Source organism: Streptomyces sp. NPDC058307 (assembly GCF_042880295.1).
GTDB lineage: Bacteria > Actinomycetota > Actinomycetes > Streptomycetales > Streptomycetaceae > Streptomyces.
In genome coordinates this window covers 1-15,429 of the sequence record NZ_JBHVYZ010000111.1, presented here as the reverse complement: position 1 = coordinate 15,429, position 15,429 = coordinate 1, and the positions used below count along the sequence as shown (strand labels likewise).

General features: G+C 70.6%; 15 protein-coding genes. 6 read left to right on the top strand and 9 right to left on the bottom strand.

Annotation, left to right across the window (positions count from 1 at the left end):
• The first annotated feature begins 73 nt into the window (after window positions 1-73).
• On the top strand, window positions 74-898 hold the full coding sequence (locus ACFVYN_RS39965) for a DUF4253 domain-containing protein (RefSeq protein ID WP_390007552.1): 825 nt from the start codon (window positions 74-76) through the stop codon (window positions 896-898).
• Window positions 899-935: 37 nt separating this feature from the next.
• Complete coding sequence (locus ACFVYN_RS39960) at window positions 936-1,439, top strand: hypothetical protein (RefSeq protein WP_390007550.1); 504 nt, start codon at window positions 936-938, stop codon at window positions 1,437-1,439.
• Here the strand turns inward: ACFVYN_RS39960 and ACFVYN_RS39955 are convergent.
• Entirely contained in the window at window positions 1,436-2,659 is a 1,224-nt protein-coding gene (locus ACFVYN_RS39955; RefSeq protein WP_390007549.1) for a PLP-dependent aminotransferase family protein, read from the bottom strand. The genes ACFVYN_RS39960 and ACFVYN_RS39955 overlap by 4 nt on opposite strands.
• Before the next feature lie 162 nt (window positions 2,660-2,821).
• Window positions 2,822-3,724: an SAM-dependent methyltransferase gene (locus ACFVYN_RS39950; RefSeq protein ID WP_390007548.1), complete on the bottom strand. Its 903-nt coding sequence runs from the start codon at window positions 3,722-3,724 to the stop codon at window positions 2,822-2,824.
• A 235-nt stretch (window positions 3,725-3,959) separates the two neighbouring features.
• Between ACFVYN_RS39950 and ACFVYN_RS39945 the strand changes: the two genes are divergently transcribed.
• Window positions 3,960-4,133: a hypothetical protein gene (locus ACFVYN_RS39945; protein ID WP_390007545.1), complete on the top strand. Its 174-nt coding sequence runs from the start codon at window positions 3,960-3,962 to the stop codon at window positions 4,131-4,133.
• 31 nt (window positions 4,134-4,164) lie between these two features.
• On the opposite strand, the gene ACFVYN_RS39940 is transcribed toward ACFVYN_RS39945, so the two are convergent.
• From ACFVYN_RS39940 to ACFVYN_RS39910, 7 genes are all read right to left on the bottom strand, one after another.
• Window positions 4,165-4,524 (bottom strand): DUF805 domain-containing protein, encoded by a 360-nt coding sequence (locus tag ACFVYN_RS39940; protein WP_390007542.1) that lies wholly within the window; start codon window positions 4,522-4,524, stop codon window positions 4,165-4,167.
• Window positions 4,525-4,815: 291 nt separating this feature from the next.
• On the bottom strand, window positions 4,816-5,808 hold the full coding sequence (gene hemB, locus ACFVYN_RS39935; RefSeq protein WP_390007539.1) for a porphobilinogen synthase: 993 nt from the start codon (window positions 5,806-5,808) through the stop codon (window positions 4,816-4,818).
• Between the two features lie 340 nt (window positions 5,809-6,148).
• Window positions 6,149-7,855 carry a uroporphyrinogen-III synthase gene (locus tag ACFVYN_RS39930; RefSeq protein WP_390007537.1) on the bottom strand — a complete coding sequence of 569 codons (1,707 nt, stop codon included), beginning with the start codon at window positions 7,853-7,855 and terminating at the stop codon, window positions 6,149-6,151.
• Window positions 7,852-8,811 (bottom strand): hydroxymethylbilane synthase, encoded by a 960-nt coding sequence (gene hemC / locus ACFVYN_RS39925; protein WP_390007535.1) that lies wholly within the window; start codon window positions 8,809-8,811, stop codon window positions 7,852-7,854. The genes ACFVYN_RS39930 and hemC overlap by 4 nt, the downstream gene beginning before the upstream one ends.
• Entirely contained in the window at window positions 8,808-10,520 is a 1,713-nt protein-coding gene (locus ACFVYN_RS39920; protein ID WP_390007533.1) for a glutamyl-tRNA reductase, read from the bottom strand. Before ACFVYN_RS39920 ends, hemC begins: the two co-directional genes overlap by 4 nt.
• On the bottom strand, window positions 10,517-11,284 hold the full coding sequence (locus ACFVYN_RS39915; RefSeq protein WP_390007531.1) for a redox-sensing transcriptional repressor Rex: 768 nt from the start codon (window positions 11,282-11,284) through the stop codon (window positions 10,517-10,519). The genes ACFVYN_RS39920 and ACFVYN_RS39915 overlap by 4 nt, the downstream gene beginning before the upstream one ends.
• Window positions 11,285-11,519: 235 nt before the next feature.
• On the bottom strand, window positions 11,520-11,807 hold the full coding sequence (locus tag ACFVYN_RS39910) for a glutaredoxin family protein (protein ID WP_352390785.1): 288 nt from the start codon (window positions 11,805-11,807) through the stop codon (window positions 11,520-11,522).
• Window positions 11,808-11,924: 117 nt separating this feature from the next.
• Here ACFVYN_RS39910 and ACFVYN_RS39905 point away from each other — a divergent pair, with 117 nt between their 5' ends.
• From ACFVYN_RS39905 to ACFVYN_RS39895, 3 genes are all read left to right on the top strand, one after another.
• Complete coding sequence (locus ACFVYN_RS39905; protein ID WP_390007528.1) at window positions 11,925-12,851, top strand: HAD family hydrolase; 927 nt, start codon at window positions 11,925-11,927, stop codon at window positions 12,849-12,851.
• A gap of 314 nt (window positions 12,852-13,165) precedes the next feature.
• Window positions 13,166-13,939 (top strand): ECF subfamily RNA polymerase sigma factor, BldN family, encoded by a 774-nt coding sequence (locus ACFVYN_RS39900; protein WP_390007525.1) that lies wholly within the window; start codon window positions 13,166-13,168, stop codon window positions 13,937-13,939.
• A 233-nt stretch (window positions 13,940-14,172) separates the two neighbouring features.
• Entirely contained in the window at window positions 14,173-15,393 is a 1,221-nt protein-coding gene (locus tag ACFVYN_RS39895) for a DUF5667 domain-containing protein (protein WP_390007523.1), read from the top strand.
• Window positions 15,394-15,429 lie beyond the last annotated feature (36 nt).

Here is a 15,429-nt window from a genome sequence, read left to right as displayed (position 1 = left end):
CAGTGGCAGAGCCACGACCACCGGAACCTGAGTATCAGGATCAATGTCAGTGGCGACCCCTACAGTCACTGACATGGCGACTCTTCCCAACCCGCTGCCCACCCTCGCGGCCGACCCGAGCGGTCGTTCGCTCGGCCTCGGACTCCCCCTCGGGAGACTGATCGACGCGACCGACGACGGTCCGTGGCACGAGCCGTTGCTGTGGCATGCCGAGTACACGGCGTCCTCCGGGGCCTGGACCGCGCTGGGCGCCCGGGCCGCGCGAACGGGCCTGCTGCCGGTGCTGATAGAGGTCGGCGACAGCCAGGGCGGGCCGGACGAGTGGGAGTTGATGCCCGGGGAGATGTCGTACCCCGGGGACCACGACCCCGAGGAACTGCTGGCGGAGTACTGGGCGTACGCGATCGAGGAGCCCGACGACCTCGACGAGACGATCGCCCCGTACGACGAGGTGTGGCCCGGTCTCGCCCCGGCTGCCGAGTCGCTCCCCGCCGATCCCGACACCCGGGCCGCCGAGACCGCCGACGCGCTGCTCGACGAGGGCTCGTGGTTCAAGGAGCCCCGCCTGGCCCTGGTCCCGGCGCGCCGCAGCGCGGACATCCCGGCGGCCATCGGCTGGGCGGGCCCGCTGAACTACGAGCACGACGTGGCCCGCCTCTGCGCGATCCTGCGCTCCTGGGAGGACCGCTTCGGGATACGCGTCATCGCGCTCGGCTTCGACCAGTTGACCGTGTCCGTCGCCGCCCCGCCCACGACGAAGGACGAGGCGGAGGCCGTCGCCGCCGAGCACTTCGCGTTCTGCCCGGACAACATCACCCAGGGGCACCACGAGACCTTGCGGGAGTACGCCGAGCACGCGGTGCTGGGCCGACGCGTCTGGTCCTTCTGGTGGGACTGACCGGCGCCGGGAAGCACCCGAGCCCCTGGGAGATCCCGTGAGCAGCATCAAACCGTCGTGGTCCGAGCGTGAGCTGCCGGCCTTCTTCAAAAAGTGGCGGACCGAATGGAAGAACGAGGATCTCGACCCGGACGACTACCTCGACTTCGAGGGCGGCCTTCGGTTCGTGCTGGCCGCGGCCTGGCTGTTCTGCCCCGAGACGGTCGAGTACCGCGGTTGTGTGTTCCTCAAGGAGCGCTTCCGCCGGAGCACGGTCGACGACTGGTTCACCGAGCTGGGTGACGATCGGAACCGCATCGAAGCCGTCGTCAATCACGTCGAGTTGTGGGGCACCTTCAACAACACCGCCCTGACGGACGGCGACAGGCTCGGGGAGGAACTGCCCCAACTCGCCCTGGCTCTGGGAGAGTGCTGGCAGGGAGTCCTCTCCTCGCGCCACCCGGATCGCGAGATCACCGTCGAGGTGAGCGACGAGGAGGACGGCTCCTACGGTCCGACCGTGACCTTCTGGACCTCCCCGTCCGTCACACCCTCCGGCTAGGACAGCAGCAGGTCCCCGGCCCGGTCGCCCCGCAGTCCCTCCCCCAGCCTCCGCAGCCCCTCCCCGATCTCCGCCGGCGTCTGCGTCACGAAGCACAGCCGCAGGGTCGACCGGTCGGGCTCACCGGCGTAGAAGGGCGCCCCGGGGACGTAGGCCACATCCCGCGCCACGACCTGCGGCAGCAGCGCGGTCGTGTCGTACGACGACGGAAGCCGCGCCCAGAGGAACATGCCGCCCTCGGGACGCGTCCAGACCGACCCCTCAGGCAGGGCGTCGGCCAGCCCCGCGAGCATGGCGTCCCGGCGCTCCCCGTAGACCCGGGCGACGCGCCGCACATGGGCGTCGAGGTCCCGGTCCGCGAGGTACCGGGCCGCGGCGAGCTGGTTGACGGTCGGGGTGTGCAGGTCGGCGGCCTGCTTGGCGACCGCGCAGGCCCGCCGCAGCTCGCCGGGCGCCCGCAGCCAGCCCAGCCGCAGTCCTGGGGCCATGACCTTGGAGAAGGACCCGAGCAGCACGACCCGGTCGCTGACCTCCTCGTGGGCGGCGATCCACGGCACCCGCTCGCCCTCGAAGCGGAGTTCGCCGTACGGGTCGTCCTCGACGATCCACAGCCCGCACCGCGCGGCCACGGAGGCGACGGCGGCCCGGCGGCCCGCGGACATGGTCCGCCCGGTCGGGTTCTGGAAGGTGGGCACGGCGTAGAGCAGCTTGGGCCGCTCCCGCACGACGAGCTCCGCCAGCGCCACGGGGTCGGGCCCCTCGTCGTCCCCCGGCACGGCCACCACCCGGGCGCCCGCGAACCCGAAGGCCTGAAGGGCGGCCAGATAGCAGTGACTCTCGACGAGCACCGTGTCCCCGGGTTCGATCAGCGCGGTGGCGAGCAGCGACAGGGCCTGCTGCGACCCGGTGGTGACAAGGACGTCGTCGGCGTCGGTGGCCAGCCCCCGCACCGACATCCGCTCCGCCAGGGCGGCCCGCAGCACGGGCTCGCCCTCGGTGGTCGAGTACTGGAGCGCCCGCTCGGGCACCTCGCCGAGCACCGCCCGGTACGCCTCCGCGATCCCCTCGGCGTCGAACAGTTCGGGCGCCGGCAGCCCGCCCGCGAAGTTGATGACCTCGGGGCGGGCGGTGACGGCGAGGATGTCCCGTACCGGCGACCCACCGACCGACCGGGCCCGGGCGGCGAGCGGCGGCACGGAAGCGAACGCGGGCACCGTCATGGCACGGCTCCTTCGACTGCGGACTGCGGCGAGTGGGTCCAGCGCAGCCTAAGCAAATGAATGCCGCCTACAAGCACCTTTCCGCGATACGGACGTCCCGCACCCGGCACTCGCATCCGCATCCGCATCCGCATCCGCATCCGCATCCGCATCCGCACAGGCTCACGCCTTGGTGCCGGTAGCCCCGTAGACGTTGATGTCGTCGTCCGTGACGTCGTTGATGTCGCGGTAGCGGATCTTCTCGATGTCGTCGAGGGACTCGAAGTCCTCCCCATCAATGGCCGGCGGCGCGGGTGCGGGCCCAGGGTGCCACCGATGCGCGGGCACCACACCGGGCTCGTCCAGCGAGAGGCCCGGCACCTCGCTGAAGAACCGCTCCACTTCCCCCTTGGACCGGAACACGAAGGTGAACCCGCGCTCGGTGTAGGTCCGCTGGACCGCGCGGGTGGGCTCGGGATGCATCTCGTCGGTCAGATGGCTGAGCACGACCCGGCTCCCCGCGGGCAGGGCCTCCACCAGCTCCCGCACGATCGGATAGGCCTCGTCGTCCTCGACGAAGTGCAGGATCGCGACCAGGCAGAGCGCGATCGGCTGGTCGAAGTCCAGGGTCTTGGCGGCCTGTTCGAGGATCTGCGCGGGACTCCTGAAGTCGGCGTCGATGTAGTCCGTACGCCCCTCGGGCCCGCTCGTGAGCAGCGCGCGGGCATGCGCCAGCACCACCGGGTCGTTGTCGACGTAGACGACCCGCGCGTCGGGCCGGATCCGCTGGGCGATCTGGTGGACGTTCTCCCCGGTGGGCAGTCCGGTGCCGATGTCGAGGAACTGCCGGATCCCGTCCCGCGCGGTCAGCCGGTCGACGGCCCGGCGCATGAAGTCGCGGTTGTGGCGTACATCGAGGTAGCCGCGGGGGTTGGCGGCGAGCGCGGCGGCGGCGGCCTCGCGGTCGGCGGGGTAGTTGTCCTTGCCGCCGAGGAAGACGTCGTAGACGCGGGCCGGATGCGCCTTGGTGGTGTCGATCCTCTTGGCCAGCTCGGCCGGGTCCTGGCTCAGCGCGTCACCGGACATGGGCGTCTCCCCTGTGAATGTGTCGGTCCTTCAACGGACAACCACCACGATGCTCAAAAACCTAACTCCCCGGGCGACTTGATGGTGCCCGATGCCCGACATGCCCCGTCCCGCATCCCGCGGAAGGGACTCGGGAAACCACATCCGCGCAGGTCAACGCGGCCCCCGACACAAGCCCGTCCCGAATCCCCCGCGAGGTCTGGCGAACGCCCCTGCCACCCCGCAGCCTGATCCCATGCCCACCCACCCCCACACCCCCCGCAGACTCACCGCGATCGCCCTCACCCTCCTCACCCTCGTCGCGCTGACGGGCTGCAAGGACGGCCAGGGCGTACGCGACGAGGGCCCGGCCACGAACAAGGCGGCCGCGGCAAGCCCCGCGGAAAACCAGAAGGCCGCCCGGCACTGACCGGGCGGCCTTTCGAAGCAGAGCTACGGCATCACACGTGCGCCGGGGCGAGGCCCTTCGGGTTGGGGCCGTACTTGTTCTCGCCCGGCTCGCTGTCGAGGCAGGCGAAGACGAGGACGGTGATGCCACCGACGAGCGGAACCAGAGAGAACAGGACCCACCAGCCACTGCGGCCGGTGTCGTGCAGGCGACGCACGAGAACGCCGAGGCTGGGGAGCAGGATGGCGACGTAGAAGACGATCGGGATCCACGTCTGCTTGGTCACGACACCGATGACGGCCAGCACGATGTAGATGATCGCGACGAACAGAATGTACATCCAGTATTCCTTGCGGCGCGCGCGGCCGCTGAACACGGCGTACTTCTTCAGCACATCGAGGAAGTAGTTCATGGTGGTGTCCCCCAGGGATCGACGTTCGGAACTGTTCCGAATGGATCAGGCCAGGCGCAGAAGATATGGAGGATGTCGGGAACCCGTCAATTCGACGGATGTAAGCAGTCCATCAAGCCGAAGACTCGCCCCAGCCCGACAAATCACCACATCCGGATGCGCATTACGGACAAACACCAAAAGATCACCGAGCGGAGTGGGCGACGTTATCCGGACGTTGGCCGGAACGAGCTCCGTCCGTATCCGGACCGAGCTCGAACCGTTGCCGCGACACGCCGTCCGGCGGCTTCGTCAGCCGAGCTTCCGCGCCACCTCGGTGGCCCAGTAGGTGAGGATGTTCTGCGCCCCGGCACGCTTGATTCCGGTCAGCGTCTCCAGGATCGCCCGGTCCCGGTCGATCCAGCCCTTCTCGGCGGCGGCCTCGATCATCGAGTACTCACCGGAGATCTGATAGGCGGCGACCGGCACGTCCACGGCGTCCGCGACCCGCGCGACCACGTCGAGATACGGCCCGGCCGGCTTGACCATCACCATGTCGGCGCCCTCCTCCAGATCGAGGGCGAGCTCCCGCAGCGACTCCCGCACGTTCGCGGGATCCTGCTGATACGTCTTGCGGTCACCCTGCAGCGACGACGCGACGGCCTCCCGGAACGGCCCGTAGAAAGCAGACGAATACTTCGCCGTGTACGCCAGGATGGCCACGTCCTCGCGCCCGATCTGGTCGAGCGCGTCCCGGATGACCCCGACCTGGCCGTCCATCATCCCGCTGGGCCCCACGACATGGGCGCCCGCGTCGGCCTGCACCTGGGCCATCTCGGCGTACCGCTCCAGGGTGGCGTCATTGTCGACCCGGCCCTGCGCGTCCAGCACCCCGCAGTGCCCGTGGTCGATCGTCTCGTCGAGACACACGTCGGACATCACGAGCAGGTCGTCCCCGACCTCGGCCCGCACGTCCCGGATGGCGACCTGCAGAATCCCGTCGGGATCGGTCCCCGGCGTCCCGATCGCGTCCTTCTTCGACTCCTCCGGCACCCCGAAGAGCATGATCCCGGAAACCCCTGCCGCCACGGCCTCCGCGGCCGCCTTCTTCAAGCTGTCCCGGGTGTGCTGCACCACCCCGGGCATCGCCGAGATCGGCACGGGCTCACTCGCCCCCTCCAGCACGAACGCCGGAAGGATGAAGTCGGCGGGGTGCAACCGGGTCTCGGCGACCATGCGGCGCATGACGGGAGTGGTCCGCAGCCGCCGGGGCCGCGCGCCGGGAAAGGATCCGTACATCGTCATATCCCTACGCTACGCCCGGCGCACGGGTCCCTTTACCGACGCTGCGTCGGTCTTGGGCGGCGCGGCTTGTTGACGGCTGCGGGCCGGTGGGGCCCGGCCGCGCAGTTCCCCGCGGTGCCGCTGCGCTGGGCTCGAACCGGGCGCCTAGCAGGATGCCGGGTCAGGTTGTCGGGCGGCTGCGGACCGGTGGGGGCAGGTCGCGCAGTTCCCCGCGCCCCTGGGTGGGACTCGTGCACCCCCACCGGACCGCAACGGGCCGCCGCAGGCACTCAGGGGCGCGGGGAACTGCGCAAAAAACGCCCGCCCCCACCGAACCCGCACCCGAAACCAAACCGCCCGCTCAGGTGGTCGACCGCCGACGCCTGGCCCCCGGCCGCCGCTCGCTCGGCCGCGTCACGGGGTCCCCCGCCTCCAGCGCGGCAGCACGCCGCTTCAGCCCGAAGTCGGCCAGCGCCTCGGCCAGCTTGTGCACCGACGGCTCGGGAGCCATCACGTCCACCCGCAGCCCGTGCTCCTCGGCCGTCTTCGCCGTCGCGGGACCGATACACGCGATCACGGTCACGTTGTGCGGCTTCCCGGCGATACCCACCAGGTTCCGCACGGTCGACGACGACGTGAAGAGCACGGCGTCGAACCCGCCCCCCTTGATCGCCTCCCGCGTCTCCGCGGGCGGCGGCGAGGCGCGCACGGTCCGGTAGGCGGTGACGTCGTCGACCTCCCACCCGAGCTCGATGAGCCCGGCGACCAGGGTCTCCGTGGCGATGTCGGCGCGCGGCAGGAACACCCGGTCGATCGGGTCGAAGACCGGGTCGTACGGCGGCCAGTCCTCCAGCAAGCCGGCAGCCGACTGCTCACCGCTCGGCACCAGATCGGGCTTCACGCCGAAGGCGACCAGCGCCTTCGCGGTCTGCTCCCCCACCGCGGCGACCTTGATCCCCGCGAAGGCACGCGCGTCGAGCCCGTACTCCTCGAACTTCTCCCGGACGGCCTTGACGGCGTTGACCGAGGTGAAGGCGATCCACTCGTAGCGCCCGGTCACGAGCCCCTTGACGGCCCGCTCCATCTGCTGGGGCGTGCGCGGCGGCTCGACGGCGATCGTCGGCACCTCGTGCGGCACGGCCCCGTAGGACCGCAGCTGGTCGGAGAGCGAGGCCGACTGCTCCTTCGTACGCGGCACGAGAACCTTCCAGCCGAACAGCGGCTTGTTCTCGAACCACGACAGCTGGTCGCGCTGCGCGGCGGCCGAACGCTCACCGACCACGGCTATCACCGGCCGCCCGCCCTCGGGCGAGGGCAGCACCTTGGCCTGCTTGAGCGTCTGGGCGATGGTGCCCAGGGTGGCCGTCCAGGTCCGCTGGCGCGTGGTCGTACCGGCGACGGTGACCGTCATCGGCGTATCGGGCTTGCGCCCGGCCGCGACCAGCTCACCGGCGGCGGCGCCCACGGAGTCCAGGGTCGTCGACACGACCACGGTCCCGTCCGACACCCCCACCTCCGTCCAGCACCGGTCGGAGGCCGTCCGCGCGTCCACGAACCGCACGTCCGCGCCCTGCGCGTCCCGCAGCGGAACACCGGCGTACGCGGGCACGCCGACGGCCGCGGCCACACCGGGCACGACCTCGAAGGGCACGCCCGCGCGGGCGCAGGCCAGCATCTCCTCGGCGGCGTACGCGTCGAGCCCGGGGTCCCCGGACACCGCACGCACGACCCGCCTGCCGCCCCGCGCGGCCTCCATGACAAGATGTGCGGCATCCCGTACAGCGGGGGCAGGAGCGGTTGTTGACGTGCCGTCAACGACTGTGAGTTGGGGCGCGCCCGTGCCCGGAACCGGAGTCGAAGGCGACTCGGTGTCCGTGTTCACGACGGCGACGCCCGACCGAGCGTGGACGCGCACGACGTCGAGCACCTCGTGCCCGGCGACGAGAACGTCCGCGTTCGTGAGCGCCTCGACGGCGCGCAGAGTCAGCAGTCCCGGATCTCCGGGTCCGGCACCGAGGAAGGTGACGTGCCCGTGATCGGGACCGACGGGAAGGGTGGTGGGGCTCACTGTGCTCGCTCCCCCATCAGACCGGCCGCGCCCTGGGCAAGCATCTCGGCCGCTAGTTCACGGCCGAGCGCCATTGCTTGGTCGTACGTCTCGGGCACGGGACCGGTGGTGGACAACTGCACCGTGCGCGAGCCGTCGGTGGTGCCGACGACGCCCCGCAGGCGCATTTCCTTGACAATCTGCCCGTCGGCCAGAAGGTCGGCCAGCGCGCCCACAGGGGCGGAGCAGCCGGCCTCCAGGGCGGCGAGCAGTGACCGTTCGGCGGTCACGGCGACCCGCGTGAACGGGTCGTCGAGCTCGCCGAGCTCTGCGATCAGGTCCGCGTTGTCCGCGGTGCACTCGATCGCGAGTGCTCCCTGGCCGGGAGCGGGCAAAACTGTGTCGACCGAGAGGAAATCGGTCACTTCGTCGATACGGCCGATGCGGGTGAGGCCTGCCGCGGCCAGCACCACCGCATCCAGCTCACCATCGCGCACGAACCGCACCCGGGTGTCGATGTTCCCCCGGATCGCAACCGTCTCGATATCAAGTCCGTGCGCGTCGGCGTACGCGTTCAGCTGTGCGGTGCGCCGGGGCGAACCGGTACCGATGCGGGCACCGCGGGGCAGGTCGGTGAACTTCAGGGCGTCCCGGGCGACGATGACGTCCCGCGGGTCCTCGCGCTCGGGTATCGCGGCCAGCGCCAGCTCGTCCGGCTGGCCGGTCGGCAGGTCCTTCAGCGAGTGCACCGCGAAGTCGACCTCGCCCTTGAGCAGGGCCTCGCGCAGCGCGGTCACGAACACACCCGTGCCGCCGATCTGCGCGAGCGCCTCCTTGGACGCATCGCCGTACGTGGTGATCTCCACGAGCTCGACGGGCCGCCCGGTCACCTGGCTCACGGCGTCCGCCACCTGCCGCGACTGGGCCATGGCGAGTTTGCTCCGCCTGGTCCCGAGCCGTAGCGCCTTGGTACTCATGACGAGCCTCGGTCTTTCTCATCGGTGGTGCTGTCCTCGGCCCGGGAGACGGCGGCCACCGTCTCGGGGTCGAGGTCGAACAGGGTCCGCAGCGCGTCCGCGTACCCGGCACCGCCGGGTTCGGCCGCGAGTTGCTTGACCCGTACGGTCGGCGCGTGCAGCAGCTTGTCGACGACGCGCCGCACGGTCTGCGTGATCTCGCCGCGCTGCTTGTCGTCCAGGCCCGGCAGCCGCCCGTCGAGCCGCGCGATCTCGTTCGCGACGACGTCGGCGGCCATGGTCCGCAGCGCGACGACGGTGGGTGTGATGTGCGCGGCGCGGAGGGCCGCCCCGAAGGCGGCGACCTCGTCCGCGACGATACGACGGACCTGGTCGACGTCGGCCGCCATGGGCGCGTCCGCCGAGGCCTCGGCGAGCGACTCGATGTCGACGAGCCGCACCCCGCCCAGCCGGTGCACGGCGGCGTCGATGTCCCGGGGCATGGCGAGGTCGAGCAGGAAGAGCGAGGGGGTGGGCCGCGGCATCTCGGCGACGGGCTCGGGCCTGCGCCGCTCGGGCACCCGCCCGATGACGGCGGCGGTGGCCGCGAGCGCGGCGATGGCGTCGGCCTCCTCGGCGGGATCGAGCACGGTCACGGCCGGCCCGGAGCTCTGCGGCCGAGGGGCGTTGTCCACCCAGGCGGCGTGCTGTTCCAGCTCGGAGGCGGCCATTCCGGCTACGGCGGCCTCCCCGAGCACGGAGAAACCGGCGGTGGCCTGCATGGGGGCCAGGTCGAGCGGACAGTTCTCGTCGGTCGCGGAGCTGGCGGACAGTCGTGGTGCCGGGGCGGCTCCCGAGCCGCTGGAGGCCGGTACCTCGTCGGCGCCGGGCTGTGCGACCCAGCCCCGCGCGGCGGCGACGGTCTCGGCACTGAGGACGAGCCCGGTCGCCCCCGTACAGGACACCACGACATCGGCACGTGTCAGCTCGTCCGGCACCGAACCCATCGGTACCGCATGGGCGGACACGTCCCCACCCTCGTTGAGGATCTCCGCGAGCCGCTCGGCCCGATCAGCTGTCCGGTTCGCGACGGCGATCTCCGCGATCCCGACCCGCGCCAGCGTCGCCGCGGCCAGCGAGGACATCGACCCGGCCCCGATGACCAGCGCCTTCTTCCCTCGCGCCCAGTCCGACACCTCCGCGCCGAGAGCCAGCTGCTCCAGCCCGAAGGTGACCAGCGACTGCCCGGCCCGGTCGATTCCCGTCTCGGAGTGCGCCCGCTTGCCGACCCGCAGCGCCTGCTGGAAGAGGTCGTTCAGCAGCCGCCCGGCCGTGTGCAGCTCCTGCGCCCGCGCCAGCGAGTCCTTGATCTGTCCGAGGATCTGCCCCTCCCCGACGACCATGGAGTCGAGTCCGCAGGCCACGGAGAAGAGGTGATGGACGGCCCGGTCCTCGTAATGCACGTAGAGATACGGAGTGAGCTCCTCGAGTCCCACCCCGCTGTGCTGGGCGAGCAGCGTGGACAGGTCGGCCACGCCCGCGTGGAACTTGTCCACGTCGGCGTACAGCTCGATCCGGTTGCAGGTCGCGAGCACCGCGGCCTCGGTGGCCGGCTCCGCCGCGACCGTGTCCTGAAGCAGCTTGACCTGCGCATCGACATGCAGCGCCGCCCGCTCAAGGACGCTGACCGGCGCGCTGCGGTGGCTCAGCCCGACGACGAGGAGACTCATGCCGGCATCACGGCGGGTACGTCCCCGTCAGGCCCTGTGTCGGCGGAGCCGCTGCGGCCGGCGACGACCGGACCGGCGCCGTCGGAAGCGGCGGCGGCTTCCTCACCAGCCTTGCGCTGCTCGTGGAAGGCGAGGATCTGCAGCTCGATGGAGAGGTCGACCTTGCGCACGTCGACGCCGTCCGGCACGGACAGCACCGTCGGCGCGAAGTTCAGAATGGAGGTGACCCCGGCGGCCACGAGCCGGTCACAGACCGGCTGGGCGGCACCCGCGGGGGTCGCGATGACACCGATGGAGACGCCGTTGTCCTCGACGATCTTCTCCAGGTCGTCGGAGTGCTGCACGGGGATGCCCGCGACGGGCTTGCCTGCCATCGCCGGATCGGCGTCGATCAGCGCGGCGACCCGGAACCCACGGGACGCGAACCCGCCGTAGTTGGCGAGAGCGGCGCCGAGGTTGCCGATACCGACGATCACGACCGGCCAGTCCTGGGTCAGGCCGAGTTCGCGGGAGATCTGGTAGACGAGATACTCGACGTCGTAGCCGACACCGCGCGTTCCGTAGGAACCCAGGTAGGAGAAGTCCTTGCGCAGCTTCGCGGAGTTGACCCCCGCGGCGGCCGCCAGCTCCTCGGAGGACACCGTGGGTACCGAGCGCTCGGACAGTGCCGTCAGGGCTCGTAGGTACAGCGGAAGGCGGGCGACGGTGGCCTCGGGAATCCCTCGGCTACGGGTCGCCGGTCGGTGAGTTCGGCCAGTTGCCACGGTGCTCCTGCGGGTAGAGCGGGGCTGTAGGCGGTCACACGTCCCCGGACCGCCCCGTCGAATGCAGGCTATGTCTTTGTGAACGCGTGCACAAAGATGGTGTCCGATTTGCCCGGCCAACGTGACCGGGGTCACGCGCGTCTGTCTCGGAGGCAAAACCGCACACTTCCCTCTTCAATCCCGCCCCCGAGGCAACTTCGCCATCGATCCTAAGCGACCGGCCGGGCCAGGTGGACTAGTCCGTCAGTGCCTTGCGGAGACGTTCCTCGTTCACTCGCCAGAACGTGTGCTGTTCACCGTCGACGAGTACCACGGGGATCTGCTCCCAGTACTGCTCATGGAGTCGAGGGTCCTGCTCGATGTCCTTGTACTCCCAGGGAACCCCGAGATCTCCACATACCTTCTCGATCACCAGCTGTGCGTCGTCGCACAGATGACAACCGGGCTTGCGGATCAGGGTGACGAGCCGGTCCTCGGGGGCCCTGGCCTGCTTTCGGCGGAAGATGGGACTCATGCGGGCCATTCTCCCGCGCGTCGGCGCCGGCCGTGACCGCCTGCTTAACGGCACAGTCGTGGAGTGTTCACACCCTCCAAACCTCTCGACTCCGGAACCACCGAACATTCTGGCTATGCTCACGCCATGGCCGCTCTCGGATGGCTCACTCCCCGTAGGCGCTCCGCCACGGCGCGAAGCGTGTTGGCAGGCGAGGCCTCGGCGGAGGCCGCGCGCAAGTCCTCCCAGGAGGTCGAGGAGACCTCTGGTACGCAACCGGCTTCAGTGTTCCCGGTTCTGGGTGACGACAAGGCCGCCGCCTTCTTCGACCTGGACAACACGGTGATGCAGGGCGCCGCCCTCTTCCACTTCGGCCGCGGCCTGTACAAGCGGAAGTTCTTCGAGACCCGCGAACTCGCGAAGTTCGCCTGGCAGCAGGCGTGGTTCCGCCTCGCCGGCGTCGAGGACCCCGAACACATGCAGGAGGCCCGCGACTCGGCGCTCTCCATCGTGAAGGGCCACCGCGTCGCCGAACTCCAGTCGATCGGCGAGGAGATCTACGACGAGTACATGGCCGAGCGCATCTGGCCGGGCACGCGCGCGCTGGCGCAGGCCCACCTGGACGCCGGCCAGAAGGTGTGGCTGGTCACCGCGGCCCCGGTGGAGATCGCCCAGGTGATCGCCCGCCGCCTCGGCCTCACCGGCGCCCTCGGCACCGTGGCGGAGTCGGTGGACGGCGTCTACACGGGCAAGCTGGTCGGCGAGCCCCTGCACGGCCCCGCGAAGGCGGAGGCGGTCCGGGCCCTGGCCGCGGCGGAGGGCCTCGACCTGTCGCGCTGCGCCGCGTACAGCGACAGCCACAACGACATCCCGATGCTCTCGCTGGTGGGTCACCCCTACGCGATCAACCCGGACGCCAAGCTCCGCAAGCACGCCCGCCGACTGGACTGGCGCCTGCGCGACTACCGCACGGGCCGCAAGGCCGCGAAGGTCGGCATCCCGGCGGCCGCGGGCGTGGGCGCGGTGGCGGGCGGCACGGCGGCGGCGATCGCCCTGCACAAACGCCGCCGGTAACCAGGCAAACACACCAATCCCCGGGTTTTGTACGCGTAACCCCGTGTGCAGGGGCATTGGCTGCACACGGCCACAACACGCCCCGTTCCCTGACAGAACACGACCGTTTTCGATCAACAAACGGTCACTCTGCGGTACTTGAACGGCTCCCAATCGGTTACGGAAGCGACGTAATCGATGAATAGAGCAACTGGGTGTAGCAGCGCCTGCACTAAGCGTTATTCTCCTCAGACGCAATCCGGTACCCCTCCGTCGCTACGACGGGTGAACGGTCCCGCACTGCACGTGATGGAAGCTCTGCCTCTGGGAGTCCCGTGTACCCACACGTCGGGGTTGACGCCTCGGGCCTGGCTACGCTGCGCACAACGGTCCAAGACCTGTTGCGCGGCTTCGTCCCCACCGCGTACGCCGTCCCCGCCTTCGCCGTGACCGCGGCACCGATCGGCCCGTGCTACGCACTGGCCGACGGTTCCGCGGCCGTCGGCAGACGAGGGCGTTCGACCGGTGCCGCGCCGGCCCGCCGTCCGGCCGCGGACAGCGACAGCGCCCGCATGATGGACCTGGTCGAACGCGCCCAGGCCGGCGAGGCCGACGCTTTCGGCCGCCTGTACGACCAGTACAGCGACACGGTGTACCGGTACATCTATTACCGGGTAGGAGGTAAGGCCACCGCCGAGGACCTGACGAGCGAGACGTTCCTGCGCGCGCTCCGAAGGATCGGCACGTTCACCTGGCAGGGCCGCGATTTCGGCGCCTGGCTCGTCACCATCGCGCGCAACCTCGTCGCCGACCACTTCAAGTCGAGCCGTTTCCGGCTGGAGATCACCACCGGCGAGATGCTCGACGCCAACGAGGTCGAGCGCTCACCCGAGGACTCCGTCCTGGAGTCCCTCTCCAACGCCGCGCTGCTGGACGCCGTCCGCCGGCTCAACCCACAGCAGCAGGAGTGCGTGACCCTCCGTTTCCTCCAGGGGCTCTCGGTCGCCGAGACCGCCCGGGTGATGGGCAAGAACGAGGGCGCCATCAAGACCCTCCAGTACCGGGCCGTCCGCACCCTGGCCCGGCTCCTCCCGGACGACGCCCGCTGAGGGCACACGCCCGGTAACCGTCAACTCGCTCTCGGTGAAAGTCCGTTGACTCCCCGATCCGATCATCCGCAGTCCGTAACCCAAGTGCCACGCCGCTCGTTGTGCGGGATGCAGGCTCCCTGTGGTCACTCCCTGGCCGACTTCGATCACCCGATCGTGTGCTTGTGGTCAGGGCGTGCAACCCTCAGGACCCCCTGGGGAGTCGACCGTCATGACGAGAGGAGGTGCCGCCAGTGATCGCGAACGTATCGGCGCACCGGCGGGCGAACGCCTTCGCCCAGGCCCTGGAGGAGCAGTCCGACCGGGAACCGGCGGCCGAGCAGTCCGAAGGACCAGCTTCGGCCGCCGCGGAACACCCCGATCCGGGCCGTCTTTTGGCCCTCGCGGAGTGTCTCGGCGAGCTGCCCAGGCCTGAGCTGGACCCGGAGGTCAAGGTCGTCCAGCGAGCCCAGCTGGTGGCCGCGATGGAGGCCATGCTGCTGGCGGGCGACGGGGCGGAACCCGCGGTCCCCGAGCAGCGCTCCCATCGGGCCAAGGGCACCCACCGGGCGAGTGGGCTCGGGAAACTACGACCCCGTTCCCGGCTCACCAAGAGCCTGGCCGCGGGCGGCCTGAGCGTCGGAGTCGCCGCCGGAGCCCTCGGCGGCGTGGCCGCGGCGAGCTCGGACGCGCTGCCCGGGGACTCGCTGTACGGCCTCAAGCGCGGCATCGAGGACTTCAAGCTCAGTTACCTGTCCGACGGGGACGACGAGCGCGGTGTCACCTACCTCGACCAGGCCTCCACCCGGCTGAACGAGGCCCGCCGCCTGATGGAGCGTGGCCGGGGCGGTCACCTCGACCACGAGTCCGTGGGCGAGATCCGCCGCGCCCTCTCGGGCATGCAGCACGACGCCTCCGAGGGCCACCGCCTGCTGCACGCGGCGTACGAGCGCGACCCGAACTCCCTGGGCCCCATCCAGGCCCTCGCCGGCTTCTCGCGCTCGCACCGCGAGGCCTGGGGCGCGCTCCGCGACCGGTTGCCCGTCCAGCTCGGCGATGTCAGCGAGCAGGTGTCGGAGGTCTTCGACGCCATAGACGACGAGGTCGCGCCGCTGCAGTCCCTGCTCCCCGAACCCCCGGCCCGGAGCGGCGGCGAGGGAGGCCGGCGGCAGGACGGCTCCGGCTCGGCGTCCTCGGACACCTCGACCGGCTCCGGCCACTCGACGGCCCCGGGTAAGGGTGGCTCCCCGGAGCACACCGGCGGCGGCAGCAGCCCCAGCAAGTCCACGCCGTCCGGCGGTGAGGACGACGGCCTGCTCGGCGGCAACACCGGCGGCCTCCTCGACCCCCCGAAGGACACCGGCACCGCCACCCCGACGTCCCCGGCCCCCTCGGCCGACCCGGACGTCACCCTCCCACCCCTCCTCCCGGGCCTCCTCCCGGGCCTGGGAATCAACGGCGAGGACGCGAACTAGCCTTTCCGGTACGACGGTGGGGGCGCCCTTCGTGTG